Here is a 22,420-nt window from a genome sequence, read left to right on the forward strand (position 1 = left end):
GCCGCTCGCACGGCTCCCGCTCGGCCCGCCGCCACCGGTAATAGGTGGAGGAGGCGATACCGAGTTCCCGGAGTACGCACTCGACCCCCAGGTGAGGATGCTCATCGATGAGCGCCGTCACCTGGTCCGGGTCGGGTCGAGTTGCGCCGCGAAAAACGCCGACGCCGTCCGCAGGACCTCGTTCGCCCGCTTGAGCTGGGCGTTCTCCCTGCGCAGGGCGACGAGTTCCTCCCGCTCCGCGGTGGTGAGCCGGTCGTCGCGCTCGCCGGCGTCCGCCTCGGCCTGGCGGATCCAGTTGCGCAGGGCCTCGGGGTGAACGCCGAGATCCTCGGCCATCCGTCGGATCACCGGCTTCGGGTCGGCGGCGCGGTACATCCGCACCGCGCGCTCACGCAATTCCTGCGGGTACTTCTTCGGGGCGGCCATGGCCTCGGGTCCTCTCATGAGACCCATCTGAACCGCTGTCACCATCCTCCGCATCCCGGGGGAACCTCATCCCAGTCCACCGTGGCCAGTTCGGCCCAGCTGATCCAGGACGGGCTGTGCCCATCGGGGTCCCATTCCTGATACGCCTGTCGGGTCCGGGACGACACGTCGGCGGGAATGCCTCGATCTCCGGCCAGCGGGCGGAAGCCAGCATGGTTCCGGACGCCGAACAGGCAGCCGAAGGCGTCGTAGCTTCGACCGCCGTACAGCAGGTCCAGGTCTATCGCCGCATGCCAGCGCGCCTTGTCTTCGTCGAGCGTTCCGTAAGTGGCCCGGCACTCGACGAACCCATGTATGTCGGCTCCCAAACGACCGGATTCTCCGGGCCGGACGGGCAGACTGCCAGGAGTTTTCACGGCGTACGACGAACGTGGCCGTTGCTGTGCCCCGGGCGGGGGGAGTTGTCGTGTTGGATACCCCAAGGGCTACTCGGCGCGGTTCCCCCGACCGGAGGGCCGGGCGTTGGTGAGCTCGGAGAGCCGCTCCCGCAGGGGCTCCTCCAGGTCGAGGTTGTCGCCCCGGGTGGTGGTCTGCAGGAGTTCGGTGATGACCACAAGTTCGGCGAACCTTCCTGCGGGCGTGTCGAGGATGTGCCCGAGCCGCCGCCGGATTTCGGCAGCGGTGTCGGGGACCAGGAGGCTGTAGGAGAACAGCAGGGCTGCGTCGTATCCGGCGGGCGCGGCGCCCCAGCCCTCCCAGTCGAGGACCGTGAGGGCCGGGCCGGTGAGGTTGGCCCAGTGCAGGTCACCGTGAGCCGTCGACCAGGCAGGCGCCGTCGTGTCGATCGGGATGCCCAGGTACTCGGGCATGGCGCGGTCGAGGTATTCCTGCCGGACCGCCACCCGGCCGCTGGGGACGGCGGCGATGCCATCGAGGGCGGTGCTGAGTTCGTCCCACCAGGCGTTGTCCAGGTCGGGCGCTTTCCGAAGAATCGGCTCGTGGGTGGTGATGGTGGAGGCGGTGATCTTGTCGTACAGCTCCGCCAGGTAACCGTGCTCGCCCTCGGTCCAGGTACGCCGCTCCCGCAGGCGCGGCCTGGGTACCGCAGGAGGCATGAGTCGTTCTGCCTCCTGCGGCCCCTCCCAGAGCTTTCCGCCGGCCTTGTCGGCCGGGGCGGACACCAGGCGGAGCCAGCCCTCGCCGGATGCGGTGGCGACCGGACGGCTGAGGGTACGTCCGCGCCAGCCCCACGCTTCGCGGGAGCCGGTAGGCGTCGCGTCGAGCGCCGTTGCTGCTGTGGCGTGCATCCCGCGCATCCGCCTGGCGGTGTCCGGCTCAGGTGCCGAGTACATCAACAACCCTTCGAAGTACGTCCGGAGACAGCGACGGTCGGCCGACGGCTTCGGCGGCCTGCCCCCAGTGTTCCGGGTTCCCCGTCGACAGGAGCACGCGCTTCACTCCGGGGGCTGAGGCAACGACGGCGAGGGCGGCCTCGGCAGGGGTCTTGCCAGGGCTGATCAGCTCGGACAGTTCCGGGGTCACCATGTCGGGGATCTCGCCACCGTGGAGCGGGGCGGAGGCGAACACCTCCAAGCCCGCAGCCAGGGCATCGGCCAACGGGCCGTGTCCGTCGAGAGCCTGGGCGACGGGCGCAAGGTGGACGAGGGAGATTGGGAGCTGGATGGCCCACAGATGGTGGTTCGGCCCGCCGGCCTTGGCCGCGAGTTCGCTCAGCGTGGGTACGGCGAAGAGGCCGCTGCTGAAGCCGCGCCAGGTCGCCACTCCATAGGCCCTGATGACCTGTTGGCTGCACGCCTCCTCCAGGGCCAGGAAGGCGTTGAAGAGTCGATCGGCGATCTTGCCGTCCGCGCAGTCGTGTTCGGGGTTGTGCACGAACACCAGATCGGGCACCCGGTCGAGCATGAGCCTGCTGCGCGCGAGCTGCCAGGCGATGTAGTCCGGGGCGAGGCAATGCCCGCGTTCGGCGTCCGCTGCGGACAGGGCACCAGCTCGCACACCGATGTGCCTGGCGCTGGCCGGGACGAAGCCCACCTTCGTGGAGACGCGCAGATCCGGGTGGGCGGCCAGAACCATGGCGAGCGAGGTCTCCGCCTGGCCCTGTTCGTAGTTGGGCGCGGTGTCCACCCAGTCGGTACCTCGGGAGGCGGCCATCAGCGCGGCCTCGGCCACATCGAGGCAGCGGTAGGTGCCGAGGCCCAGCCGGGCCGTCATCGCGCACCTCCGATCGCGGCGGCCTGGCCGTCGACCAGCTCCGTCACGACGCCGGCCGCCTGCCCGAGAGTGATGCCTGCGGCCTGCGCGAGATCGGCCAGCCGGTGAGGTTCCCCGTCGGCGAGGAGCGCGAGCATCGGCTCGGCCTTGGCGGTGAACGTCCACTCCTCGCCGCCAGCGGTCAGCCGGACGGTGGCGTCGGACACGGCCGTGAGCGAGGGCCGCGTGGTGACCAGGCGCACCTGGAGGTCGGCGTCCGGCGGAGCCGCCGTGATGTGGGGCAGCGACGGTGCGAGCCTGGCTCGCTCGGTGGCGTCACGCGCGGAGGAGAAGCGGGCGATCAGGTCGTCGCTTTCCAACTCGGCCGCGAGGAGCTTGCCGATCGTGTTGAGGAAGGCGTGCTGCTCCTCGACGGTCCCGAAGCGCGGGAGGTCCGCCCGGACCGCCTCGTGGGCGCGCAACGTCTCCGACAGCCAGGTGATCAGATCGGCGCCCGTCGTGCTCTGCAGCCCGCACGTGACGTGCAGCGAGTGCTGGCCCTCGGAGGCGGCGACGGCGTGCCACCAGCCCCGGGGCAGATAGAGCACATCGCCGGCGGTGAGAACCAGATCGGCGACGGGCTCCTCGGGCGGCGGTTCGGGCGTCTCGACGTCGCGGTGCATCGGCACCGTGCGGGTGGGGCCGTAGATGCGCCAGCGTTTCGCGCCGTCGAGCTGGACGACAACCACGTCGTGATCGTCCCAGTGGACACCGAAGCCTTCGATGCCGGTCCAGGAGCCGTACAGGTTGACCTGCACGCCGGTTCGCAGCCAGCGCTCAAGTTGGCCGGCCAGAGCACCGATTCCGGGGTGCAGCTCGTCAACGGCGTCCAGCACCAGCGTGGCGCCCTCAGCCAGACGCCGGTGCAACTCGGAGGGCTGGAGCTGGTGCCAGACGGTGCTCCGCCGGGTGACGATCGGCCGGGAATACGTGTGCGCGGGCAGCTGCTCCCCGTTGGTGGCGAGTCGGAAGCGAGGGGGTTCGAACCGGTGGTGGGTCAGGATGGCGTTGAGGTCATCCCAGCTCATGAGTCCGGCGAGTGACGCGGCTTCACCGCGTGCGACCTTGAAGCTGCGGCCGAGCGTCTGGGCGAGGAAGTCATCCCCGCCCAGACGCTCAACCACCGAGAAGTGCTCGGCGGTCATTGTGGTGCAGCCGTCAGTCGTTGGTGTCGGTTCGGCCGGTGGAGCCGCCGTCCGACGGCTGCTCGCCACGCGAGCGGGCCGCGGCGACCTTCGCGCGGGCGACCAGCAGGCCGTCGCCCTCCAGCTCGGTGTTGTTCGTCAGGTTCTCGGGCATGAAGCACTCCTTCGGAATGATGGGGCGGGCCGACTGCCCAGCCTCGTCGTGGGTGCAGCGATGGATCCGTTGCCGGGGCAAGCCGCCGGCGAGGAACCGCAGGTGTTTATGCCGCGTGGCTGTTGACCAACGCGGGCACCTGTATCCCCCCAAGCCCGCGTCGGGGCGGGAGGAAGTCTTGTCAGACGCTGGTCGGCACGACGTTCCGTGCCTTCGGGGCAGCGGCCCTCACCAGCGTGGTGAGTCGCTCGTCGCCCGAAACGGCAGCGGTGGTGCCGACCTCGAACCAGATCCGCTTGCCAGTGGGGTCCGGCTCGGTGCCCCAGTCCGTCGCGAGCGCTGCCACCAGGAACAGCCCTCGCCCGTCGGTGGCGTCGAGATCGATCCCGCCTGCAGCCGGCAGTTCGTGGCCGACATCCGTCACCTCGACGCGCAGCCGCTCACCGTCCCAGGACACGCACACGGCGCACGGGGCGTCCGTGTGGCACACGGCGTTGGTGATCAGCTCGCTGGACAGCAACTCGACATCGCGGAGCGCGTCCTCCGCCAGCGGCAAGCCCCAACCGCGCACGGCCCGTATCACCCGCCGCCGGGCGTCCGGCACGGCCTCGGCACTGGGCAGCACGCGAAAGCCGAACGGGGCGGGGGCAGTGGCTTGGCGGGTGGCGACGGACATGAGCGCGGACCTTTCACCGGGACGAGGTCGGCAGCGGGCCGATTCGCGCCGGGATTCACCCGGCAGGTATCTACAGAACCGCCTCCAACGCCGGTGAACCAGAGCAGAATTGAAGCGGCAATGAGGCATCCGTGCTGCAAACCTGGGCATGACCTGGCCTGTTATGGCTACAGGCGAACTGACGTACCTCTGGAGGACGCGGGATGGCATCCAGGAGGTCCCGGCTGATCCAGCGCAGGGAGGCTGTCGGCCACACCCAGGAATCCCTGGCTGAAGCCCTCGATGTGGACCGCACGACTGTGGGGCGATGGGAGAGCGGTAGGGGTGCCCCACAGCCGTGGATGCGGCCGAAGCTCGCCCGCGCCCTGGGACTCTCGGTCGATCAGTTGGCCGACCTGCTGGCAGCACCCCCTGCAGTCGCCGAAGCAGTTCCACCGCCCAGCCGCGTTGGCGACGCCTCGTCTCCTGCGCGTACCCGGCGCACGGACCACGACAACGATCTCGTGGTGGCCGTGACAGCCGACTCGGCAGAGTCCGCGCTCTTCCTTCGTTTCGCGAGTGCGTCCAACGTGGACGACACGCTGCTCGAACAGATCGACGCGGACATTGCGAGGCTGGCAGGGGACTACGTGAGCAAGCCGGTGTCCGAGCTCTTCCACGACATCGGAACCCTCCGGCGAGGAGTGTTCGACTTACTCCAAGGCCGCCAACACCCTTACCAGACAAGCCATCTCTACCTGCAGGCCGGACGCCTCTGCGGCCTGGCCACCCATGTCGCCCTCGACCTCGGTCAGTACACAGCTGCGGCTACGCATTCGCGAACGGCCTGGCGCTGCGCGGAGTCGGCCGGCCACAACGGTCTCCGGGCCTGGATCCGATCCGTCCAGTCCCTGATCGCCTACTGGCAGCAGGACCACCGCCAGGCCGCCGAGCTGGCCCGAGCCGGACTGCCGTACGCGGACAGCGGGACGATCGCCGCCCGTCTGCTCAGCCTCGAAGCACGGGCCACTGCCGCGCTCGGCGACAGCGCGAGCGCGCTACGAGCCGTGGCAGCGGCCGAGGCGGCGCGAGGCACTGTGGCCGCCATGGATCTCCCCGGCGTATTCACGTTCCCCGAGGCCAAGCAGTGGACCTATGCCGGCACCGCCCTCCTTGCCCTGGACAGCCAGGCTCACGTGAACCGCGCCATCGAGGCGTCCTCCAGGGCCATCGCCCTGTACGAGTCCGCACCACAGCAGGAACAGTCTTCCGGAGACCTGCTGGCCGCCTGTCTTGACCTCGCCAACGCCCATCTCGCCTATGGAGACCTTGACGGCGTGCAGGAGAAACTCTCGGTGGTGCTGGACGCCGGACCGGACCGGCGAACAGCGAGCATCTCCACCCGCCTCCGGGCGCTGAGCACTCGTCTCGCCCAGCCCGCCTACGCAGGCTCCCCGATCGTCCTGAGTCTCCGTGAGAATGTCAGAGAAGCCTGCTCTCGACCCGCACTCACGATCCCTCCGGAGCTGCCCCAGTGACGAGCAACACCGCACAGCAGGACGCCGCAGTCGCCGACAAAGCGATCCTCGCGAACAGCGCCTACGCCGATGGACGCCACCTGGCCGCCCGCCAGTCCATCTACCGGTGGCAGCAGCCGCAGAACGACCTGCCCGGGATCGTTGTTGAAGAGCTGGCCGGCACCAGCGGTACTGTCCTCGACGTCGGCTGTGGCAACGGCAAGTTCGTCAACCGCCTACACAAGGACCGCCCAGACTTGCAGGTCGTTGGAATGGACATCTCGGCGGGCATCCTCTCCGACGTCGAGAAGCCGGTGCTGGTGGCCGACGCCCAGGCACTGCCCTTCGCCGACGACAGCGCGGACGCAGTCCTCGCCCTGCACATGCTGTACCACGTCAGCGACATCGCGGCCACGATCAAGGAACTCGCCCGCGTCCTCCGCCCTGGAGGCGTGCTCATCGCCTCAACCAACAGCGACACCGACAAGCGGGAGCTGGACCAGCTCTGGGTCAGGGCCGCAGGAGACGTCCTCGGGATTCCCGAGGGGCCGGCACGGGTCTCCCTCAGCTCCCGCTTCTCCTTGGAGAAGGCCCCCAACTACCTCGGAAGGGCGTTCAAGAACATCCGGGTGCGGGAACTGCCCGGCACCATCGAGATCACCGACCCTGCGCCGATCGTTGCCCACCTAGCCTCCTACGAGGCGTGGGCCGACCAAAGCGGCGTCCCGTTCCACGAGACCGTTAGCCGGGCAGCCGAGGTCGCTGCCGCCACCATATTGGCCGAAGGCGCGTTCAGGATTAGGTGTCTCGGCGGAGTTCTCGTGTGTCGGCCGTAGGTTTCAAGGTTCTTCACGGCTTGTGCGGCCGAGCTAAAATCGTGCCCATTCCAGCGCTTTCTCGATTGCATCCCGGAGGGGTTTATCCCCGCTGACGGCGCTCCAATGGGCAATGAAAGGCGGTGGCGATATTGGCATGACTTTCGGAAGCTCTGCCGTGTCGGTGACAACTACTACCGGGGAAATTCTAAGCGGGTGACTGTACCGGTCCAGCAAGTCACTAAAGTGAGTGAAATTGGCATCGTGTATGACTATCTCAACGAGTGAGCTGCCCATGCGGAACGCCATACTTGTGACGGGCGTGTGATCCCTATCCGAGTGAGAGATTGCCGATCCGGGGAACATTCTGAGCAGGCGGTCGCAAAGGCGGTGCCGATACGCTTCAGTCCCAGCCGGTTCAAATTCACCCTCTGCTGCGGCACGCGCGAGAGGGCGCAGAGCGTGCGGGGAGTCGGCTCCAAGTTGCTGACTCGCGGGGACGAGGATCTTCCAGTTCTTACCCGTGGACACGGCCGTGCGCTCGTTGACATGCTGCCAATACGCGCACTTTGTCTCGGGGTTGAACAGAATGACGATGACTGGCAGGGAGTGGCCGAGCCAATACGACACATGGCTGGCGTCGCAGGCATGCCACCATCCGTCATCGGCGGGCTTGCTGAAGTAGCTAATCCCGGACTTGATTTGTGCCGCAAGTAACAAACCGGTCGCCTCCGCTGACTCAGCCGGTGACTGGCTCTCGACGACCTCCAGGTGTGCGTCGACTCCGAAATCACCGTCCTGCTGCTCCCTGAACAGCCAACCCAGCCTGTCGCTCACCAAATACTGGATCCAGGCAACACCGGTTCGCTCTACCTGCTGAGTCTGTCGAACTCGCATCGCCGCCTGCTCCTTACCGGTGGCTCCAGCAAATTTCGCGGGCTGTGAACGACCGCTCGCCTATCGTACGATCTGAGGCCGACAGCACACCGATCAAAGGCGAGTTGGGCAATGTGCGTGAGCAATGCGTGAGCGGACGGGGTGGCAGGAGCCGTCCGGTGCTGGACCACGAAACCGGCCGCGTGGCGCTGACCTGTAGGTTCAGCGCCACGCGGCATCAGACGTCACACGCCGTCATGATCCGGGTTCGTCTTGTAAAGCGGGGGTCGTCGGTTCGAACCCGACAGGGGGCTCCGCGCGTGTGAAGGGCCGGCTCGATTCCGATCGAGCCGGCCCTTCGTCGTCGGTGGGGGTGGGGCGGTCAGTCGGGCGGGAGGGTGAGGGTGGCGAGGGCGCCGCCGGCGGGGTGGTTGGTGAAGGTGAGGGTGGCGCCGATGACGCGGGCGTGGCCGGTGGCGATGGTGAGGCCGAGGCCGTGGCCGCGGCCGCGTTCCGGGGCGTTGGTGCGGAAGCGCTGGGGCCCGTGGTGGAGGAGGTCGTCGGGGTAGCCGGGGCCGTGGTCGCGGACGGTGATGCGGCGGCCGTCGACGTGGAGTTCGACCGGGCCGGCGCCGTGGCGGTGGGCGTTGAGGATCAGGTTGCCGAGGATGCGGTCCAGGCGGCGCAGGTCGGTGCGGACCTCGCGGTCGGCGGTGATCCCGACGGAGACGTCGAGGCCGGTGAGGTTGACGGTGCGGCGCACCGCGCGTTCCAGCGGGACGGCGGAGAGGTCGGGGGACTCGGCGTCGGCGTCCAGGCGGGAGACCTCCAGGAGGTCCTCGACCAGGCCGCGCAGGGCCTGGACCCGGTTCTGCACCAGCTGGGTGGGGCGGCCGGGCGGCAGCAGTTCGGCGGCGGTGACCAGGCCGGTGAGCGGGGTGCGCAGTTCGTGGGCGACGTCGGCGGTGAAGCGCTGCTCGTCCTCCAGTCGACGGTGCAGGGTGCGGGACATCAGGTCCACGGCGGCGGCGAGGTCGGCCACCTCGTCCCGGCCGTCGACGAGTTCGCCGATCCGGGTGTCCGTGCCGCCGGCCGCGATGCCCCGGGCGGCGGTGGCCGCGGTGCGCAGTCGGCGGCTGATCCGGTCCGCGACCAGTACGCCGGCCAGCACGGTGGTGAAGACCGCGGCGACGACGGTGATCAGGATGATCCGGTCGAGGTCGGCGATCGACTGGCGGTCCTGGGTGAAGTCGACCCGGGCGGAGAGCACCCCGCTCTGGACCGGGGCGGCCGCCCACATCGACTCGCCCTGGTCGCCGGTGGCGAGCAGCGAGCCCTGTCGGCCGCCGGCGGCGAGGGCGCGTAGCCGGGTGGGCAGGGCCGGATCGTCCAGGGTGACGCCGCGGCCGGCCACCTCGCCGCTGCGGCCGTAGTCGGCCAGGGCCGAGTCGAGCGCGGTGAGGGCGGAGGAGCGGGCCTGGTCGACGTGCTGACGGATCATCGCCTGGTGGACCAGCAGGCCGACGGCCACCGCGACCAGGACGGAGATGGCGGCGACGGCGGTGGCGATCTGGCGACGCAGGGTCATGCCGGGCGCCGCAGCTTGTAGCCGAACCCGCGGACGGTCTCGATCCGGCCGGAGCCGATCTTGGCGCGCAGCCGCTGCACGTGGACGTCCACCACCCGGGTGTCGGCGCCCCACTCGTAGTCCCAGACGCGTTCGAGCAGGGTGGAGCGCTCCAGGACGATGCCGGGCGCGGCGGTGAACTCCAGGAGCAGCCGCAGTTCGGTGGGGGTGAGCGGGACGAGCCGGCCGTCCACCCGCACCTCCATGCTGTCGGTGTCCACCTGCAGGCCGTCGAAGCTGCGGAGCGCGGTGGGGGTGACGGGGACCTCGACGGCGGGGGACCCGACGGCGGGGGCGTCGACCGGGACGGGGGAGCCGACCGGGACGGGGGAGCCGACCGGAGCGGGGGCGTCCTCGGCGGCGGCCGTCGGCGCCACCCGGATCCGGCGCAGCACCGTACGGATCCGGGCGACCAGGACGGCGCTCTCGAAGGGCTTGACCACGTAGTCGTCCGCGCCCGCCTCCAGCCCGGACACCACGTCCACCGGGTCGGTGCGCGCCGACATCATCAGGATCGGCAGCTGGCTCTCCTCGCGGATCCGGCGGCACAGGCCGACCCCGTCGAGCAGCGGGAGCATGACGTCCAGCAGCAGCAGGTCGGGGCGGACGGCGTGGAAGGCCTCCAGCCCCTCCAGGCCGTCGGCGGCGGTGGTGACCGGGAAGCCGTAGCGCTCCAGGGCCATCCGGGTTGCCTCCCGGATCACCTCGTCGTCCTCGACGAGCAGGATGTGCGGCTGGGCGGGGGTGGCTGCGGGGGTCATCGCTTCGCTTCCGGGAGCACGGCGGGGGCGGAGGGCTGGGGGGTCGGGCGGACGGGGCGTGCGGACGGGGCGACCGCGCCCGTGCCGGGGGCCGGTTGCGGCCCGGTGGAGGGGTGCTTCGGAACGGGCACGCGTTCGGAGCCGCCGCCGGCCCCGGTGGCGGGCGGCGGGTCGGTGCCCGGGTCGGTGGGCTGGAGCAGGCCGATGCCGTCCACCCGCTTCTCGAACAGGGCGAGCCTGACCCCGTTCCACTGGTAGTGGCTGGTGGTCCGGGTGGTGACGGTGGTCGGCTCGTACAGCCACAGGTCGGAGCCGATCGTCGCGGCGCTGAACTCCTGCTGGACCTGCACCCGCAGGATCGGCAGGACGCGGTCGCCGGCGAGGGTGTAGACGTGCAGCACGACCGGCCCGGGAGTGGTGACGGCGGCGATCAGCTCGGGCAGCCCGTCGCCGGTGAGGTCGCGGAACTCGGGGGCCCGCACCGCGCATTCGGCGCAGGAGTCGAGCGCGCGCCGCTCCTCCCCGCCCACCGCCGGGTCCTTGGCCAGGAGGGTGCGGACGTCGACCGCTGTGAGGTCGTGCCCGGGGACGGTCAGGTCGGGTACGGGCTGGGGCGGTGCCTGGGTGGCGGACCCGCTCGCGGTCGTGGCCGGCGGCGGTGCGGTGGCCAGTCCGGGCCAGAGCGGCCTGGCCGACGCCGACGGGGTGACGGCCGGGTGCGGGCCCTCGTCCCGGAGGCCGCCGGGGTCGGGTCGGCCGAAGGCCAGGGCGGCGAGGGCGGTCAGGACGGCCAGGGCGACGAGGGCGACCGCGGGGGCGGCGCCGGGGCGGCGGCGGAGCGGAGTCGTCGGTGCCACGGTCGGTGCTCGTCCTCCTGGTTCGCGGTGCGGTGCCGGGTCGTCGTCCCTCTGGCCGTCCTGCCCTCGTCGCGGTTCTGGTTGCGGTTCAGGTTCAGGTTCCGGTGGTAGGTCGCGCGGACGGTGATCGACGGTTCCGCCCCGGTACGGGGGACCGGGTCGGGCTGGTGCGGCCGACCGGGTCAGGCCGGGTCCGCGAGGACGATGATGTTGTCCGTCCAGTGACCGTCCGAGCCGATCCGCCCGCCGCAGGTGATCAGCCGGAGCGTGGGCGCGGGGGTGTCGCCGTAGACGGTCTCGGTGGGGAAGTGGTCCTTGGCGGCCTGGAGCAGGGTGCGGACCTTGAAGTCCACGGTGCCGCCGTCGGCGCGCCGGATGCGGATCAGTTCGCCCGGGCGCAGTTCCGGCAGCCGTTGGAAGACCGCCGGGCCGTGCTTGGTGTCGAGGTGCCCGATCAGGACGGCGGGGCCGGTCTCGCCGGGGGTGGGGCCGTTGCGGTACCAGCCGACCTCGTCGGCCCGGTCCGCCGACGGCACCTGGACCGTGCCGTCGGCGTTCAGGCCGAGGTCGGTCACCGGGGCGTCCACGCTGAGCGAGGGGATCAGCAGGCGGGTCGGCGGTGAGGCGGCGAGGGGCTGATCACCGGCGGTCGGCGCGCCGACGGGTGCGGTGGGCGCGGTGGGAGTGGTGGGCGCGGTGGCCGCCGGGTCGTGGCCGGAGGCCTCGATCCGCACCACCGGAGTGTCCCGGCCGGACAGCGCGATCGAGGTGCCGAGCGCCAGGCAGAGCAGGCCGGCCGTGCCGAAGACGGTCCGGCTCAGGAAGCTCGGGCCGGGCCGGGCCGCGCGACGCCGCCCGCGGCCCCCCGTCCTGCTGGTCCCCGCCGCCGGGGGCGCCCCGGCGCCGCTTCCCCGCCCGGCCGGGTGCGGAGGAAGGGCGCCGGGGTGCCCGGCGGACTCGGGACCGGTGTCAGCCGCGCGCACCGGAGCGGCGGCGCAGGAGGGCGAAGCCCAGGGCGCCGGCGCCGACGGCGGCCACGCCGCCGCCGCCCGCCAGCAGCAGGCCGTTGCCGTCGGTCGCGGCGGAGCCGTCCCCGGCCTGGGCGGCGCCCTTCGGCACCTCGCGGACCTGCGGCTGAGCGGGCCTGGCGGGGGCGGCGCCGACCGGGGCGGCGCCGGGGGAGCGCTGCGGGGCGGGCGCGGAGGTGACCTCGGCGCCCGGGGCCTTCGGGGCCGGCGTGGCGGGGCCGCCGCCCGCTGCGGCGCCCTGCGGGGCCGGCCGGGCGGGCTTGGCCGGGACGGCGCCGACCGGAGCCCCGCCCGTCGCCGCGCCCGCCGGTGCCCCGTCGGCGGGGGCGGCGACGGTGGGGGCCGGCTGCGGGGTCCCGTCGGCCCAGGCCTGCCCGCCGGTGACGGCGGCCATCAGCGCGGCCCCGGTGAGGGCGCAGACCGCCAGCATGCGACGGGCGGGCGAGCGGTCGATGCGGGTCCTGCTCATATGGTGGTTCTCCTTCGTCTCTCTCGCGAGCGCGGTGTCGCGCGGACGCCCCCGGCCGGTGCGGCCAGTGCGTCGCCAGTGACGGTAGGAGTGCCGTGTCGCGGTCCCCGCCCGGCCGCGTCACGGCCGTCCATCGGCTGGGTAACGGTCTCCGCGATACCCGGCACACGGGCTGATACACGCGCTGACACGCGCTGATACACGCGCTGGTAACCGCCCTGGACCCGCCCTGGAACACGGGGTGAAGCACGGGATGGAACACCCGGGAGGCACCTCGGAACTGACGTACCCGACTCGCCCTGAGCACCCCCGCCCGTCCGTATTTCCCGGTGGGGGAGCAACCGAGAGAAAGGTGGCGGTGATGAGCATCCTCGCCAACCTCCTGCCGGCGATGCGGGGTTCGCGCAACGAGCGCGGAAACGACCGCGGGAACGACAGGGAGGACAGGGACTTCCACGACAGGACCGGCCACGGCCGTCGTCGGCGCCGCAACACCAGGCATGGGCGGCACTGACGGCTGACGGACCGGTCATGACCCCGGGTCAGGACGAGCACGTGTGGTCGCTGCGGCGGCTGATGGCCGTGGACACGGGTGACGGCGACGGCCGGACCGATCCGGTCGTCGCCCCGGCCCCGGCCGTGTCGCTGCGGCGGATCTTCGTCCGGTTCTGGCCCTGCACCCGCGGGGGACGGCGCTGGCTGGCCCTGCTGCTGGGGTTCGTCCTGCTCGGCCCGGTGGTCGACGCGGCCGCGATCTGGCTCTTCAAGGTCGTCGTCGACGAGGTGCTGGTGCCGCGCAGGCTCGGGCTGTTCCTGCCGGTCGCGCTCGGGTACGCCGGGCTGACCCTGCTGGCAGGCGGCTTGGGCTTCGCCGACGAGACGACCTCGGCCTGGGTCGGCGAGCGCTTCCTCCTCGCCCTGCGCACGGACGTGTTCCGCCATCTGCAGGGCCTGCCGCTGGGTTTCTTCGAGCGGCGGCGGCTCGGCGACGTACTGTCGCGACTGACCGCGGATGTCGAGGAGGTCGAGACCTTCCTGCTCTCGGGCGTCCTCGACGCGGTCGCGTACGTCGCCGAACTGGCTGTCTTCCTGGGGGTGCTGTTCTACCTGCGCTGGGACCTCGCGCTGGCCGCGCTGGTGGTCGCGCCGCTGTTCTGGATCACCGCGCGGCGCCTCTCGACGCGGGTGAGGGCGGCGTCCCGGGAACGGCGCCGCCGCAGCGGCTCGGTCAGCGCCCTCGCCGAGGAGACCCTGGGCAACATCGCGCTGGTGCAGGCGTACAACCGGCAGGACTGGGAGCAGGAACGGTTCCGCCGGGAGAACCTCGCGCGGTTCCGGGTGACCATGGCGGCGACCCGGCTGCGCGCCCTGTTCGCGCCGATCGGGGATCTGCTGGAGCTGGTCGGCGCGCTGATCGTGCTCGGGCTGGGCGCCTGGGAGCTGGTCCGCGGCCGCCTCACCCTCGGCGAACTCCTCGTCTTCGTCGCCCTGTTGAGCCGCCTCTACAGCCCGATCCAGGGGGTCGGTCGGCTCAGCAACGGCGCCTGCTCGGCCGCGGCCGCCGCCGAGCGGATCATCGAACTGCTCGACCAGCAGCCGCAGGTGGCCGATCCGCCGACACCGCTGCGCCCCGCCCGGGTGCGCGGCGCGGTGGCCTTCGACGGGGTGTGGTTCCGCTACCCGGGCACCACCCGGGTGGCGCTGTACGACGTCTCCTTCCGCGTCGAGCCGGGCGAGACGGTGGCGCTGGTCGGGGCGAGCGGGGCGGGCAAGACGACGGTCGCCAAGCTGCTGCTGCGCTTCTACGACCCGGAGCGCGGCGCCCTCCGGCTGGACGGCATCGACCTGCGCGAACTGGCGCTGACGGATCTGCGCGAGCACATCGCGGTGCTGCTGCTCGACGAGCCGACCACCGGGCTGGACCCGGAGTCCGGGCGGCGGATCCTGGAGCCGCTGGGGCGGCTGATGAACGGGCGGACCACGATCATCATCTCGCACGACCTGCTCACCGTACGGAACGCCGATCGGATCGTCCTGCTGCGCGAGGGCCGCGTCGCCGCCTGCGGCAGCCACGCGGACCTGCTCGCCCACGACGACGGCTACGCCCGGCTCGACCGGGCCGCGACCCAGGCCAAGGGCACCCGATGAGCACCGAAGGCCCTGCTCGGCCCGCACCTCTGCTCGGCCTGCACCTCTGTTCGGCCTGAACCTCTGCTCGGCGATGCGCCACCTGCACGGCAAGAACCTGCTGCACCTCGACCTCAAGCCCGCCAGCATCGTGATCGACTGCCGCCGCGCCAAGGTCCTGGACCTGGGCATCGCCGCCGTCGTCCGTGGAGTGAGCGGGACCGGCCCCGTGCCGCCCCTACCGCCCCGGTCGCAGCTGCCGGAGCGTCCACCCCGTGCCCGGCGGCTCGGCGAGAGCCCGGGTGTGGGCGGTGAAGAGCTCGGCGGCGCGGCGGTAGGAGAGGCGGGCACGGCCGGTGTGCGGGCAGCGGTCGGCGGCGGGGGTGTCGGCCGGGGCCCGGCGGTCGGTGAGGAAGAGCGGGCCGCCGGTGCGGCCGGCGATCAGCAGCGGGAGCAACCGGGCGCTGCCGGACTGCCAGCGGACGGGGGCTTGGCCCGGTCGGGGACGGCTGCGGCGGCGGGGCAGGTCGAGCTGGTCGGCGTTCAGGGCCAGCACGGTCTCGATCGCGGCGCCGGACTCGTGCAGGAGGTGCCAGAGCGCCTGCTCGCGCAGCGGCGCGCGCAGGGCGAACAGGGCGCGCAGCTGCTCCTCGGCCAACGGGGCGGCGGCCTCGGCCGGTGCGGGCAGCGGCACGGGGCGCAGGTCGGTGGTCGGGTCGCCGTCGATCCAGCCCCGGGCGCGCCACCAGGCCACCGCCGCGCGCAGGGTGGAGAGCTCGCGGTTGAGCGTGCGCGGGTCGGTGCCGGCGCCGCGCCCGGCCGCTGCGGCGCGCAGCCGCTCGGCGGCGTCCGGGTGGTCGAGCAGTGCGAGCGGGAGCACGGGCGGCCGGGCGCGCCGCCGCTCGGGGCCGGTGGGGGCGGGCCGGTCGGCGAGCGCCCAGGCCCAGGTGTTCAGTGCGATCCGGTAGATCCGCCGGGATCCCTCGGCGAGTCCGGAGGCGGCCAGGTAGCGCTCGACGGCGAGGCCGTACTCGACCGGGGGAAGCTCTGTCACGATCGCCTTCTTCCGCAGTAAATCACTGAATCCGATGCACTCGCAGAATATCCAGAAAGCGCAGTAAACGGCAGGTGGGAGGCCACCTGTTGAGCAATTTACTGCGGCAGTCAAGCGTGTCGCCAACATTGATACCAAAAGGCTCAAGTTTTTCCCGGCAAACCCTTGATCCGTGCTCCCGGTCGCTCGCAGACTGCTGCCCATGGCAGTGGACACAGAACGGATCCCGGCCCGCCCGCGGCGCCTGGGAGACCGTCTCGCCGTGCTGGGCGAGCGCGAATTCACCCGCTTCTTCATCGGGTACACGACCTCTCTCCTCGGCTCCTCGATGGCGCCGGTCGCGGTCGCCTTCTCGGTGCTCGACAGCGGTGGCACCGGCACCGACCTCGGCTGGGTGATGGCCGCCCGGATCCTCCCGGTGGTGCTGGTGCTGCTGGCCGGCGGGGTGATCGCCGACCGGTTCGGCAGCCGCCGCCTGATGCTGGGCTCGGACGTCCTGCGCGGCCTCGTGCAGGCGCTGTTCGCCGGGCTGCTGGCGGCCGGGCACGCGCCGGTCCGGGCGATGGTCGCCCTGGTGGCGGTGTGGGGGATCGGCGAGGGGCTGTTCATGCCCGCCTTCGGCGCGATCCTGCCCGACCTGGTGCGCCGCAAGGAGCTGCTGGCGGACGGCAACACCCTGCTGGGCCTGTCACGTTCGGTGTCCACGGTGGCCGGCCCCGCGCTGGCCGGCCTGGTCACGGCGGCCCGGGGCCCGGCGGCGGTGCTGCTGGTCGACGCGGTGACGTACGGTGTCGGCGCCCTCGCGCTGGCCGGCCTCCGCCTGCCCGACCGCCCGGGGACGGACGACGGGACCTCGATGCTCCGGGAGCTGCGGGCCGGCTGGTCGGAGTTCGCCGCCCGCCCGTGGCTGTGGATCACCACGGCCCAGATGGGGCTGTTCAACCTGCTGGTCTGGGCGCCGTTCCTGGTGCTCGGCCCGCTCACCGCGCAGCGGGAGCTCGGCGGCGCCCGGGCCTGGGGCCTGGTGATGGGCGTGTACGGCGCCGGCGCGGTGCTGGGCGGTCTCTGGATGCTCGGCCGGCGCCCCGGGCGCCCGCTCGCGGTGGCCACCGTGGCCGGTCTGGCCTGGGCGCTGCCCTCCGCCGCGCTGGCGGCCGGGGCGTCGTTGGTCTGGGTGGTCGCGGGAGCGCTGGTGGCGGGGGTGGGTTCGGCGGTCTGCGGGACGCTGTTCTCCACCACGACGCAGCGCTGGGTCCCGGTGGAGTTGCTCGGCCGGCTGACCTCCTTCGGCTCGCTCGGCGCCTTCGTCCTCGGCCCGCTCGGGCTGGCGGCGGCCGGCCCGCTGGCCGCCCGGCTCGGAACCGGGGAGGTGCTGCTGCTCGGGGTGGTCTGGCAAGTTGCGGCCGGGGTCGTAGTGTTGGGCGTGCCGGCCGTACGGAATCGTCGCTGGGAGGAGGGCCCGGACAACTGACTCACCCCTCGGACGGCTCCGGGGCGCACCCCCGGCCACCGGTGCGGCCCACCGCGCACCGTTTTCGGCCGGCCCCGGAGCGCAGCCGGTCGCTCCGCCCACGCGTGTGTGCCTCCGCGGCGGGCGGGGTGGCCGGGCCGGTCGTACCGTGGACCGTGGGGGTACGGAGGAGGATGACCATGCCCGGTTCGCTCACCATCAGCCACCACCACGCCGCGGCCACCCTGGACCACGTGGACGCGGAGCGGCTGGCCACCCTACTGGCCGACCTGGCGTACCTGCTGGAGATCCCGGGGTCGGACCGGATCGCCGACGCCCAGCTCGCCGCGCTGTGCGAGGGCCGCGCGCCGGACCGTGCCGAGCTGGCGCACTTCTGCGCGTCGACCGCCCGTGCCTTGAAGGGGCAGCTCTGACCGGACCGACCGAGCGCCCGCCCCGCCCGCCGTACGATGGCGGACGGGGCGAGCCCGCCCCCCCGGTTGCCGGGATGGCCGGCCGCCGGCCCGGTGGAGGGTGGGGGCCCGAGCGTGCCGCAGTCCCGGTCGTTGTCCTGGCTGACCGTGCCGACTCCGCTGCCCAGCGGCCCGATGCACATCGCGGTGACGCCGCACGGCGTGGCGGCGGCCGGCTACGGCGGGCGGGACGGCGAGGCGCCGCCCTGCACCGACCCGGCGAAGACCGCCGCCGTCACCGAGCGGATCGGCGCCTACCTGGCCGGCCGTACCAGCGAGTTGGGCCTGCCGATCGACTGGAGCCTCAGCTCCGGGCCGCACCGTGCGGTGCTCCAGACGCTCTGGCGCGAGGTGCCGTACGGCCGGACCATCACCTACGGCGAACTGGCCGCCCGCAGCGGGGTGTTCGAGGACGTCGCCGAGCCGGGCCTGGCCGCCCGGACGGTCGGGCAGATGATGGCCGCCAACCCCGTCGCCCTGCTGGTGCCCTGCCACCGGGTGGTGGCGGCGGACGGGATCGGCGGCTTCGGTGGCGGCCGGGTCGGGATCGAGGTGAAGCGCTGGCTGCTCACCCTGGAGGGGGTGCTGGAGCCGACGCTGGACTGGAACGGCCCGCTGTAGCCGGCCGATCGGCGCCCTGGGTAGCCGTGTGCGGGAGGTGTCGCATTCTGGCGCGGGCGGGGCGGTCGATGGGGGAAGATGGGGCGCGGCCGGTCGATGGGTTCGAATGGACGGTCGAACACATATCGATCAGGTGATCGAGTCGTACTATTTGTTCGGTTATTCCGAACCACTCGAATGAGTGATTGCGGTCTGCGTCCGAACGGGCCCACCATGAAGTTGCAACAAGCATGTGCAAGGCGACACTTCATCGGGTTCGTGAAGGGCTCCCCATATGTCGACCGAAACCAATGCCGGTATTCCTGCGCCCGGCGCGCAGCCGGAGATCCGGCAGCAGCAGTCACTGAGCACGGCGGGTGCGCGGAACCTCGCCACCACCACCAAGTCCGCGCCGCAGATGCAGGGCATCAGCCCGCGCTGGCTGCTCAGGAGGCTGCCCTGGGTGCAGGTGTCCGGCGGTACCTACCGGGTCAACCGCCGCCTGCGCTACAAGGTCGGCCGCGGCCGGGTGAGTTTCGCCAAGACCGGTTCCGAGGTCCGGGTCATCCCGCAGAGCCTGGCCGAGGTGCCGGTGCTGCGCGGTTACCAGGACGAGGCCGTGCTGGAGGAGCTGGCCGGGCGCTTCACCCAGCGCCAGTTCGACGCGGGCGACGTCCTGGTCGCCGCCGGTTCGCCGATCAGCGAGGTCTTCCTGATCGCGCACGGCAAGCTGGACCGGCTCGGCACCGGCAAGTACGGCGAGGAGACGGTGGTCGGCACCCTCGCCGACGGCGACCACCTGGGTGACGAAGCGCTCCAGGAGGAGGACGGCACCTGGCCGTACACCGTCCGCGCCGCGACCTCCGGCACGGTGATGGTGCTCTCCTGGCCGTCCTTCCAGGAGCTGCACGACCGCTCCGAGTCGCTCCAGCTGCAGATCATGGAGTACCTGAACGGCTTCCAGCAGGCGCAGAACAAGCACGGTGAGGCCGCGATCGACCTCGCGGCCGGCCGCCAGGGCGAGTACGACCTGCCCGACGCCTTCGTGGACTACGAGCTCAAGCCCCGCGAGTACGAGCTCAGCGTCGCGCAGACCATCCTCAAGGTGCACAGCCGCGTCGCCGACCTCTACAACCAGCCGATGAACCAGACCGAGCACCAGCTCCGGCTGACCATCGAGGCCCTGCGCGAGCGCCAGGAGCACGAGCTCATCAACAATCCCGAGTTCGGCCTGCTGGAGAACGCCGACTACGACCAGCGGATCCAGACCCACTCCGGCCCGCCCACCCCGGACGACATGGACGAGCTGCTCAGCCGCCGCCGCAGCACCAAGATGTTCCTCGCCCACCCCAAGGCCATCGCCGCCTTCGGCCGGGAGTGCAGCAAGCGCGGCCTCAACCCGGGCACCGTCGAGGTCGAGGGCAAGCACGTCAACGCCTGGCGTGGGGTGCCGATCTTCCCGTGCAACAAGATCCCGATCGTCGGCGGTAGCACCAGCTCGATCATCGCGATGCGTGTCGGCGAGGACAACCAGGGTGTCATCGGCCTGCACCAGACCGGAATTCCGGACGAATACCAGCCGAGCCTTTCGGTGCGGTTCATGGGAATCGACGAGAAGGCCATCATTTCCTACCTGGTGAGCGCCTATTACTCGGCCGCGATCCTGGTGCCGGACGCGATCGGCGTGCTGGAGAACGTGGACATCGCCCAGCGCTGACGCCGGCTCCCATTCGAGTCCGATATCCGGGTCCGATACCCGACTCGGATATCCGAGTCCGATATCCGTGCCGCCCGCGCCGCCCGACCAGGGAGATCCACCCCGGCCGGGCGGCGCGCCGCGGCGCGTACGGCACGGCAGGCCATCCCAGGACAGGCGCCCTACAGGGGGAGAAACCCATGACGAGCTCCACGCTGGAGCGGGACCACAAAGAGGGCCACGAGGCGGCGGACATCCTCGCCCGGGCCCGTGGGCTGGTCGACCCGGTCCTGCGGGCCGCCGTCGACTCGCTGCCCGGCACGATGCGCAAGGTCGCCGGCTACCACTTCGGCTGGTGGGAGGCGGACGGCACGCCCACCGAGGCCTCCTCCGGCAAGGCGATCCGCCCGGCCCTGGTCCTCGCCGCCACCCAGGCCCTCGGCGGCACCCCCGGCACGGCCGTCGCCGCGGCCGCCGCGGTGGAGCTGGTCCACAACTTCACCCTGCTCCACGACGACGTCATCGACCGTGACGACACCCGCCGCCACCGGCCCACCGCCTGGCGGGTGTTCGGCACCACCGAGGCCATCCTGGCCGGCGACGCCATGCACTCCCTCGCGCTGCGCCTGCTCGCCGAGGACGCCCACCCGGCCGCCCGGGGCTCGATCCGCCGGCTCGCCGACTGCGTGGTCGAGCTCTGCGAGGGCCAGCAGATCGACTGCGCCTTCGAGCAGCGCAACGACGTCTCGCTCACCGAGTGCCTGGCGATGGCCGAGGCCAAGACCGGCGCCCTGCTCGGCGCCGCCTGCGCGATGGGCGCGCTGTACGGCGGCGGGTCCGAGGAGGCCGCGCAGGCGATGGACGGCTTCGGCCGCGAGATCGGTCTGGCCTTCCAGCTGATCGACGACCTGATCGGCATCTGGGGGGACCCTGCGGTCACCGGCAAGCCGGTCGGCGCGGACCTGGTCGCCCGCAAGAAGTCGCTGCCGGTGGTCAGGGCGCTGGGCTCCGGAACTCCCGAAGGCGCCCGGCTCGCCGAGCTGTACACGCTCGAACGCCCGCTGACCCCCGAGGAGTTGGCCCAGTGCGCGGCCGCCGTCGACGAGGCCGGGGGGCGTGGCTGGGCGCAGGGCGAGTCCTGCGAGCGGATGGCCGCGGCGATGGCGCAGCTGGCCGTGGCCGTCCCGGAGCCGTCCGCGGCCGACGAACTGCTGGCACTCGCCGAGCTGGTGACCCGCCGCTCCCATTGACCGGCGCGGAGTGGGAAGTCGGCCGGTCCGACCTCCCACTCCGTCGTGTCATCCGAAGGCGGCCAACAGCCGCTGCTCCTTGGCCGGTTCGATGCCCTGTCGGAACGCCGTCCCCGGCACCCACTTGCGCCCCTCGGCGTCGGTGTCGGCCGCGGGCCCGCGCCCGCGCAGCCACGTCCAGGTGTCCCGCGCGGTCTCGGCGAACGGGCGGCAGCTCAGCCCGGCCGCCCGGGCGCGACCACTGTCGACCTGCCAGATGTACCTCCACTCCGGCAGATCCGGCGCCCAGAAGGGGAGTTCGAGCCAGGGTTCGACCTTGTCCGGCCCCTCGGCGAGCAGCCGCTCGTCCGCGACCCAGACCAGCTCGGTGTCCGCCGCGCCCGCGACCTCCCGGCAGGTCTCCAGCCACTGCCCGAAGGTGAGCTGCCCGGGCGGCGCCGTGGTGAGGAAACGGCCCGCCGTCCCGGCCTCCAGGCGGTCGAGTCCGAAGGCGGCGAAGTCCCGGACGTCGATCACCTGCATGGTCCGCCCGGGAGCGCCCGGCGCGAGCACCCGCCCGCCGCGCGCCATCCGCTCCAGCCACCAGGGCAGCCGGCCGCCGAGCTCGTGCGGCCCGATCAGCAGGCCGCTGCCGAGGACCAGCGAGCGCTCGGCGCCGAAGCCCTCCAGCACCGCGCGCTCGCAGCCGGCCTTCAGCTCGCGGCCGAAGGGCTGGTCGGGCGGGGTGTCGGCGGGGCAGGGGAGGAGGGCGGAGTCCTCGTCGATCACCCGGGTGGCCCAGTCGGCGTAGGCGTGCACCGAGGAGACGACGGTGTAGTGGTCGGCCCGCTCGCTCAGCAGCCGTGCCGTGAGCGCGGCCTGGGCGGGCTGCCGGGCCGAGGTGTCGACGACGGCGTCCCAGCCGCAGCCCTCGACCAGCCCGGCGACGTCCTCGGTGCTGTCGCGGTCGCCCCGGACGGTCTCGACCCCGGGCAGGTCGGCGGCGCTGCGGCCGCGGTTGAAGGTGGTGACCTGGTGGCCGCGGGCGAGGGCCTCGGCGGCATAGGCGCGTCCGAGAAAGGACGAGCCCCCGAGCAGCAGGATCTTCATGCCGGCCAGCCTCTCCCGGCCGCCCCGCCCGTACGCCCGGATTCGCGCTGGGCAGAGCGCCGGGCAAGCGCCGAGCGAAT

Annotated in this window: 23 protein-coding genes; 8 read left to right on the plus strand and 15 right to left on the minus strand. The window is 72.1% G+C overall.

What is annotated here, in order from left to right; all coding sequences use genetic code 11:
• Positions 1 to 117: 117 nt before the first annotated feature.
• The 7 genes from ACGF12_RS18925 to ACGF12_RS18955 form a co-directional block, all read right to left on the minus strand.
• Positions 118 to 444: a transposase gene (locus ACGF12_RS18925; RefSeq protein WP_393030910.1), complete on the minus strand. Its 327-nt coding sequence runs from the start codon at positions 442 to 444 to the stop codon at positions 118 to 120.
• 20 nt (positions 445 to 464) lie between these two features.
• Positions 465 to 794 (minus strand): hypothetical protein, encoded by a 330-nt coding sequence (locus ACGF12_RS18930; protein ID WP_393030913.1) that lies wholly within the window; start codon positions 792 to 794, stop codon positions 465 to 467.
• 117 nt (positions 795 to 911) lie between these two features.
• Positions 912 to 1,778 carry a hypothetical protein gene (locus ACGF12_RS18935; protein WP_393030915.1) on the minus strand — a complete coding sequence of 289 codons (867 nt, stop codon included), beginning with the start codon at positions 1,776 to 1,778 and terminating at the stop codon, positions 912 to 914.
• Positions 1,762 to 2,658 carry an aldo/keto reductase gene (locus ACGF12_RS18940; protein ID WP_393030918.1) on the minus strand — a complete coding sequence of 299 codons (897 nt, stop codon included), beginning with the start codon at positions 2,656 to 2,658 and terminating at the stop codon, positions 1,762 to 1,764. The genes ACGF12_RS18935 and ACGF12_RS18940 overlap by 17 nt, the downstream gene beginning before the upstream one ends.
• Positions 2,655 to 3,842: a cupin domain-containing protein gene (locus tag ACGF12_RS18945; RefSeq protein WP_393030921.1), complete on the minus strand. Its 1,188-nt coding sequence runs from the start codon at positions 3,840 to 3,842 to the stop codon at positions 2,655 to 2,657. Before ACGF12_RS18945 ends, ACGF12_RS18940 begins: the two co-directional genes overlap by 4 nt.
• Positions 3,843 to 3,855: 13 nt before the next feature.
• The gene (locus ACGF12_RS18950; protein ID WP_393030924.1) at positions 3,856 to 3,996 is read right to left on the minus strand and encodes a hypothetical protein; all 141 of its coding nucleotides are present in this window, start codon (positions 3,994 to 3,996) and stop codon (positions 3,856 to 3,858) included.
• Between the two features lie 181 nt (positions 3,997 to 4,177).
• The gene (locus ACGF12_RS18955; protein ID WP_393030927.1) at positions 4,178 to 4,672 is read right to left on the minus strand and encodes an ATP-binding protein; all 495 of its coding nucleotides are present in this window, start codon (positions 4,670 to 4,672) and stop codon (positions 4,178 to 4,180) included.
• A 203-nt stretch (positions 4,673 to 4,875) separates the two neighbouring features.
• Between ACGF12_RS18955 and ACGF12_RS18960 the strand changes: the two genes are divergently transcribed.
• Both ACGF12_RS18960 and ACGF12_RS18965 read left to right on the plus strand, forming a co-directional pair.
• The gene (locus ACGF12_RS18960) at positions 4,876 to 6,189 is read left to right on the plus strand and encodes a helix-turn-helix transcriptional regulator (protein WP_393030930.1); all 1,314 of its coding nucleotides are present in this window, start codon (positions 4,876 to 4,878) and stop codon (positions 6,187 to 6,189) included.
• Positions 6,186 to 7,004, plus strand: coding sequence for a class I SAM-dependent methyltransferase (locus tag ACGF12_RS18965; protein ID WP_393030933.1), 819 nt, complete (start codon positions 6,186 to 6,188; stop codon positions 7,002 to 7,004). Before ACGF12_RS18960 ends, ACGF12_RS18965 begins: the two co-directional genes overlap by 4 nt.
• 33 nt (positions 7,005 to 7,037) lie before the next feature.
• On the opposite strand, the gene ACGF12_RS18970 is transcribed toward ACGF12_RS18965, so the two are convergent.
• The 6 genes from ACGF12_RS18970 to ACGF12_RS18995 all read right to left on the minus strand — a co-directional run bounded on the left by ACGF12_RS18970 (position 7,038) and on the right by ACGF12_RS18995 (position 12,601).
• Complete coding sequence (locus ACGF12_RS18970; protein WP_393030936.1) at positions 7,038 to 7,880, minus strand: DUF4365 domain-containing protein; 843 nt, start codon at positions 7,878 to 7,880, stop codon at positions 7,038 to 7,040.
• A gap of 361 nt (positions 7,881 to 8,241) precedes the next feature.
• Complete coding sequence (locus ACGF12_RS18975) at positions 8,242 to 9,447, minus strand: sensor histidine kinase (protein ID WP_393030939.1); 1,206 nt, start codon at positions 9,445 to 9,447, stop codon at positions 8,242 to 8,244.
• On the minus strand, positions 9,444 to 10,247 hold the full coding sequence (locus ACGF12_RS18980) for a response regulator (RefSeq protein WP_393030942.1): 804 nt from the start codon (positions 10,245 to 10,247) through the stop codon (positions 9,444 to 9,446). The genes ACGF12_RS18975 and ACGF12_RS18980 overlap by 4 nt, the downstream gene beginning before the upstream one ends.
• Positions 10,244 to 11,104 carry a hypothetical protein gene (locus tag ACGF12_RS18985; RefSeq protein ID WP_393030945.1) on the minus strand — a complete coding sequence of 287 codons (861 nt, stop codon included), beginning with the start codon at positions 11,102 to 11,104 and terminating at the stop codon, positions 10,244 to 10,246. The genes ACGF12_RS18980 and ACGF12_RS18985 overlap by 4 nt, the downstream gene beginning before the upstream one ends.
• A 182-nt stretch (positions 11,105 to 11,286) precedes the next feature.
• Entirely contained in the window at positions 11,287 to 12,087 is an 801-nt protein-coding gene (locus tag ACGF12_RS18990) for a class F sortase (RefSeq protein ID WP_393030948.1), read from the minus strand.
• Positions 12,074 to 12,601 carry a hypothetical protein gene (locus ACGF12_RS18995; protein WP_393030951.1) on the minus strand — a complete coding sequence of 176 codons (528 nt, stop codon included), beginning with the start codon at positions 12,599 to 12,601 and terminating at the stop codon, positions 12,074 to 12,076. The genes ACGF12_RS18990 and ACGF12_RS18995 overlap by 14 nt, the downstream gene beginning before the upstream one ends.
• Positions 12,602 to 13,132: 531 nt before the next feature.
• Between ACGF12_RS18995 and ACGF12_RS19000 the strand changes: the two genes are divergently transcribed.
• On the plus strand, positions 13,133 to 14,749 hold the full coding sequence (locus tag ACGF12_RS19000) for an ABC transporter ATP-binding protein (RefSeq protein ID WP_393030954.1): 1,617 nt from the start codon (positions 13,133 to 13,135) through the stop codon (positions 14,747 to 14,749).
• A 217-nt stretch (positions 14,750 to 14,966) separates the two neighbouring features.
• Here the strand turns inward: ACGF12_RS19000 and ACGF12_RS19005 are convergent, their stop codons facing one another.
• Positions 14,967 to 15,782 (minus strand): hypothetical protein, encoded by an 816-nt coding sequence (locus tag ACGF12_RS19005; protein ID WP_393030957.1) that lies wholly within the window; start codon positions 15,780 to 15,782, stop codon positions 14,967 to 14,969.
• Between the two features lie 202 nt (positions 15,783 to 15,984).
• Here ACGF12_RS19005 and ACGF12_RS19010 point away from each other — a divergent pair, with 202 nt between their 5' ends.
• From ACGF12_RS19010 to ACGF12_RS19030, 5 genes are all read left to right on the plus strand, one after another.
• Entirely contained in the window at positions 15,985 to 17,253 is a 1,269-nt protein-coding gene (locus tag ACGF12_RS19010; protein WP_393030960.1) for an MFS transporter, read from the plus strand.
• 179 nt (positions 17,254 to 17,432) lie between these two features.
• Positions 17,433 to 17,666, plus strand: coding sequence for a hypothetical protein (locus tag ACGF12_RS19015; protein WP_393030963.1), 234 nt, complete (start codon positions 17,433 to 17,435; stop codon positions 17,664 to 17,666).
• Positions 17,667 to 17,780: 114 nt separating this feature from the next.
• A complete protein-coding gene (locus tag ACGF12_RS19020) occupies positions 17,781 to 18,326 on the plus strand; it encodes a methylated-DNA--[protein]-cysteine S-methyltransferase (protein ID WP_393030966.1) in 546 nt (181 codons plus the stop codon).
• A gap of 274 nt (positions 18,327 to 18,600) precedes the next feature.
• On the plus strand, positions 18,601 to 20,022 hold the full coding sequence (locus ACGF12_RS19025) for a family 2B encapsulin nanocompartment shell protein (protein ID WP_393030968.1): 1,422 nt from the start codon (positions 18,601 to 18,603) through the stop codon (positions 20,020 to 20,022).
• Between the two features lie 179 nt (positions 20,023 to 20,201).
• Positions 20,202 to 21,251, plus strand: a complete 1,050-nt coding sequence (locus ACGF12_RS19030; RefSeq protein ID WP_393030971.1) for a family 2 encapsulin nanocompartment cargo protein polyprenyl transferase — start codon at positions 20,202 to 20,204, stop codon at positions 21,249 to 21,251.
• Between the two features lie 48 nt (positions 21,252 to 21,299).
• Here ACGF12_RS19030 and ACGF12_RS19035 read toward each other — a convergent pair whose 3' ends face one another.
• Positions 21,300 to 22,340, minus strand: a complete 1,041-nt coding sequence (locus ACGF12_RS19035; RefSeq protein ID WP_393030974.1) for an NAD-dependent epimerase/dehydratase family protein — start codon at positions 22,338 to 22,340, stop codon at positions 21,300 to 21,302.
• Between the last annotated feature and the right edge of the window lie 80 nt (positions 22,341 to 22,420).

The sequence above is a fragment of the Kitasatospora sp. NPDC048296 genome, from assembly GCF_043201815.1.
In the GTDB taxonomy this organism is placed as follows: Bacteria; Actinomycetota; Actinomycetes; order Streptomycetales; family Streptomycetaceae; genus Kitasatospora.

What these genes read in the sequence shown, in the direction of transcription:
- ACGF12_RS18935 (WP_393030915.1), bottom strand. Translation starts at nt 1,778, where the DNA reads ATGTACTCGGCACCTGAGCCGGACACCGCCAGGCGGATGCGCGGGATG.
- ACGF12_RS18940 (WP_393030918.1), bottom strand. Translation starts at nt 2,658, where the DNA reads ATGACGGCCCGGCTGGGCCTCGGCACCTACCGCTGCCTCGATGTGGCC.
- ACGF12_RS18945 (WP_393030921.1), bottom strand. Translation starts at nt 3,842, where the DNA reads ATGACCGCCGAGCACTTCTCGGTGGTTGAGCGTCTGGGCGGGGATGAC.
- ACGF12_RS18925 (WP_393030910.1), bottom strand. Translation starts at nt 444, where the DNA reads ATGAGAGGACCCGAGGCCATGGCCGCCCCGAAGAAGTACCCGCAGGAA.
- ACGF12_RS19030 (WP_393030971.1), top strand. Translation starts at nt 20,202, where the DNA reads ATGACGAGCTCCACGCTGGAGCGGGACCACAAAGAGGGCCACGAGGCG.
- ACGF12_RS19010 (WP_393030960.1), top strand. Translation starts at nt 15,985, where the DNA reads ATGGCAGTGGACACAGAACGGATCCCGGCCCGCCCGCGGCGCCTGGGA.
- ACGF12_RS18995 (WP_393030951.1), bottom strand. Translation starts at nt 12,601, where the DNA reads ATGAGCAGGACCCGCATCGACCGCTCGCCCGCCCGTCGCATGCTGGCG.
- ACGF12_RS18955 (WP_393030927.1), bottom strand. Translation starts at nt 4,672, where the DNA reads ATGTCCGTCGCCACCCGCCAAGCCACTGCCCCCGCCCCGTTCGGCTTT.
- ACGF12_RS19000 (WP_393030954.1), top strand. Translation starts at nt 13,133, where the DNA reads ATGACCCCGGGTCAGGACGAGCACGTGTGGTCGCTGCGGCGGCTGATG.
- ACGF12_RS18960 (WP_393030930.1), top strand. Translation starts at nt 4,876, where the DNA reads ATGGCATCCAGGAGGTCCCGGCTGATCCAGCGCAGGGAGGCTGTCGGC.
- ACGF12_RS19025 (WP_393030968.1), top strand. Translation starts at nt 18,601, where the DNA reads ATGTCGACCGAAACCAATGCCGGTATTCCTGCGCCCGGCGCGCAGCCG.
- ACGF12_RS19035 (WP_393030974.1), bottom strand. Translation starts at nt 22,340, where the DNA reads ATGAAGATCCTGCTGCTCGGGGGCTCGTCCTTTCTCGGACGCGCCTAT.
- ACGF12_RS18950 (WP_393030924.1), bottom strand. Translation starts at nt 3,996, where the DNA reads ATGCCCGAGAACCTGACGAACAACACCGAGCTGGAGGGCGACGGCCTG.
- ACGF12_RS18980 (WP_393030942.1), bottom strand. Translation starts at nt 10,247, where the DNA reads ATGACCCCCGCAGCCACCCCCGCCCAGCCGCACATCCTGCTCGTCGAG.
- ACGF12_RS19015 (WP_393030963.1), top strand. Translation starts at nt 17,433, where the DNA reads ATGCCCGGTTCGCTCACCATCAGCCACCACCACGCCGCGGCCACCCTG.
- ACGF12_RS18970 (WP_393030936.1), bottom strand. Translation starts at nt 7,880, where the DNA reads ATGCGAGTTCGACAGACTCAGCAGGTAGAGCGAACCGGTGTTGCCTGG.
- ACGF12_RS18975 (WP_393030939.1), bottom strand. Translation starts at nt 9,447, where the DNA reads ATGACCCTGCGTCGCCAGATCGCCACCGCCGTCGCCGCCATCTCCGTC.